Source organism: Pseudomonas sp. YL2, assembly GCF_023063025.1.
Lineage (GTDB): Bacteria > Pseudomonadota > Gammaproteobacteria > Pseudomonadales > Pseudomonadaceae > Aquipseudomonas > Aquipseudomonas putida_A.
The window spans coordinates 11,477-14,220 of sequence record NZ_JAJSLU010000035.1 but is presented as its reverse complement, the minus strand read 5'-3'; the positions used below and the strand labels follow the sequence as shown (position 1 = coordinate 14,220).

2 protein-coding genes are annotated in these 2,744 nt (G+C 59.8%); one reads left to right on the top strand and one right to left on the bottom strand.

All coding sequences use genetic code 11. From position 1 onward, the window contains the following. Positions 1 to 474: 474 nt before the first annotated feature. Positions 475 to 1,188, bottom strand: coding sequence for a UTRA domain-containing protein (locus LVD08_RS27855; RefSeq protein WP_027613355.1), 714 nt, complete (start codon positions 1,186 to 1,188; stop codon positions 475 to 477). Between the two features lie 352 nt (positions 1,189 to 1,540). Here LVD08_RS27855 and LVD08_RS27850 point away from each other — a divergent pair, with 352 nt between their 5' ends. After that, on the top strand, positions 1,541 to 2,608 hold the full coding sequence (locus LVD08_RS27850) for an ABC transporter substrate-binding protein (protein WP_064586692.1): 1,068 nt from the start codon (positions 1,541 to 1,543) through the stop codon (positions 2,606 to 2,608). The last annotated feature ends 136 nt before the right edge of the window (positions 2,609 to 2,744 follow it).

The following is a 2,744-nucleotide window of genomic DNA, read 5'->3' as shown; positions in this document are numbered from 1 at the left end:
GCCAGCTCCCACAGTGGGATTGGGTGCAGGCAGTTGGAGATTGGTCGGCTGTCAGGCCGCCTTCGCGAGCAGGCTCACTCCTACAGAAAAGCAAAAGCCGACCGCACGCTTTTCACCACTCAACAGGATGAGCGCAAGCTCGGCTGCAGCTCTTGATCTTGCCGTGCCGGCCCCATCGGCAGGCTGAGTGGAGGGGGTTATCCGGGGGTGGGAGCGCAGCGACCGTTCGACGAAGTCGAACACATCGAGAGGAGGTGCAGCGAAGCAAACCGGAGGCGATGCGCCCGGATGAACCCCGCAACGAAGGAACCCGAGCCTAAGCGAGGGCCGTACGCCGGGGCCCAGCGTTTTGGTTACTTTTGGGCGTCTGCAAAAGTGACTCGCCGTAAGGGCGAAACCGTCAGCGGCAACACCCGAAGCAACGGATATACACCCAAAACCCCAAGAACCTGGTCGGCCCAAAGGCCGCCAAGGTCAAACAACATCTACACCAACGTGAATCGCATCATGCCGCCAAAACTCCAGATCACAATCAATCAACCGCTCATGCTGATCATAATTGACCCGAGCAATCCGTAACCCCGGACTCCCGACAGAAACCCGCAAAGCCGCCGCCGCATCCACCGCCAACGACGTCGGCACAATCTCGAACCGCACCCGCCCATAGTGCAAATCGTAATGCCGCGCATAAAGCTCGGTCATCGACTGATTCAAATCAAATCCCAGAATCCCCGGAAAATACTGCGGATTCAGATAATGCTCCACATACAACACCAGCCGCCCGTCAATCCGCCGCGACCGGCAAATCTGAATCACGCTCGACAAAGCAGGCAACTGCAACAACGCACACACCGCCACCGACGCCGGCTGCAACCGCGCCGAAATCACCTCGGTCGACGGCACCCGCCCCTGCGCACTGACCATGGCGTGAAAGTGACTGCGCTGCATCAGGTTGTACGCCAGACGTGGCGGCGAAACGAACCAGCCACGGCGCTCCTCGCGATAGATCTGCCCCTGCGCCTCCAACTGCAACAAGGCCTCACGCACAGTAATGCGCGTGGTGCCGAACAACTCACTGAGCTTGCGCTCGGCCGGCAACTTGCTCCCGGGCGCGAGCAGGCCGTGATCAAGTTGCTCCTGCAGCACCTGACCAATCGCTGTCACCGCTTTTGTTGCCTCATCGCGCATCAACGTTACCTATCTGGACTAGACCAGCACTGTTTCGGGGCAAAAACCGTACGGCCTGCAAGCCGTTTCCATGTGTTGCAAGCCTAGGCAGTGCAGATGACCGAGAGATGACAAACCCGCCCGACGGTCGCCCTCATGACTTGCAATACATCGGCCAAGTCCCTTGTCCGCCGGGGCTTTGACCTTGGTCTACGCTTACCCAGCAAACGCCGAAACCGGGCCAATAAAAGGCCTGCCGGGCGACCGCCGACATCAAAGTGTCATCCAGCCCCCTTAAATTGGCTCAGGTATTGCTGACCTAGACCAACACAAACCGCAATCGCAGCGTTGAACACGACCAAGGAGCTTCGGAATGAAACAGCTTTTCCTGGCAACACTGTTAGGCTCGACCATTGCAATGTGCACCGCCGCCATGGCGGCGGGTACCGACCTGAAAACCCTCGAAGCCGCTGCGAAAGCGGAAGGCGCCGTCAACAGCGTCGGCATGCCCGATGACTGGGCCAACTGGAAAGGCACCTGGGAAGACCTGGCCAAGACCTATGGCCTGAAACACATCGACACCGACATGAGCTCGGCCCAGGAAATCGCCAAGTTCGCCGCGGAAAAAGACAATGCCACCGCCGACATCGGCGACGTCGGTGCCGCCTTCGGTCCGATCGCGGTCAAGCAGGGCGTGGTGCAACCGTACAAACCAAGCACCTGGGATCAAGTCCCGGACTGGGCCAAGGACAAGGACGGCAACTGGGCACTGGCCTACACCGGCACCATCGCCTTCATCGTCAACAAGAAGCTGCTGCACGGCTCCGAAGTCCCGACCAAATGGGCTGACCTCAAGGGCGGCAAGTACAAGGTTTCCATTGGTGACGTAAGCACCGCCGCGCAAGCCGCCAACGGCGTACTGGCCGCTGCCCTGGCCAACGGTGGCGACGAGAAAAACATCCAGCCGGCCCTGCTGCTGTTTGCAGACATCGCCAAGCAAGGTCGCCTGTCGATGGCCAACCCGACCATCGCCACCATGGAAAAAGGCGAGATCGAAGTCGGCGTGGTCTGGGACTTCAACGGCCTGAGCTACAAGGCCAAGATGGCCAACCCGGATGACTACGTGGTGCTGATCCCGTCGGATGGCTCGGTGATTTCCGGCTACACCACGATCATCAACAAATACGCGAAAAACCCGAACGCCGCCAAGCTGACCCGCGAATACATCTTCAGCGACGCCGGCCAGACCAACCTCGCCCGCGGCAATGCTCGTCCGATCCGCGCCGAACACCTGCAACTGCCGGAAGACGTGAAGGCCAAGCTGCTGCCGAACGAGCAGTACAAGAAGGTCACGCCGATCAAGGACGCCGACGCCTGGGAAAAAACCTCCAAGGCCCTGCCGCAGAAGTGGAACGAAGAAGTCATCGTAGAGATGAAGTAATCCTGTAAATCCCCACTGCTGGATCCATTGGAGATCCAAATGTGGGAGCGGGCTTGCTCCCGGAAGCGGGGGGTCGGCCAAACAATTTTTTTCTGGCACCCCCTCTTCGCGCGCAAGCCCCCGCCCCCCGCGGGGA

Bases quoted from the DNA above. Each gene is read 5' to 3' on its own strand.
- LVD08_RS27855 (WP_027613355.1), bottom strand. From the start codon at position 1,188: ATGCGCGATGAGGCAACAAAAGCGGTGACAGCGATTGGTCAGGTGCTG.
- LVD08_RS27850 (WP_064586692.1), top strand. From the start codon at position 1,541: ATGAAACAGCTTTTCCTGGCAACACTGTTAGGCTCGACCATTGCAATG.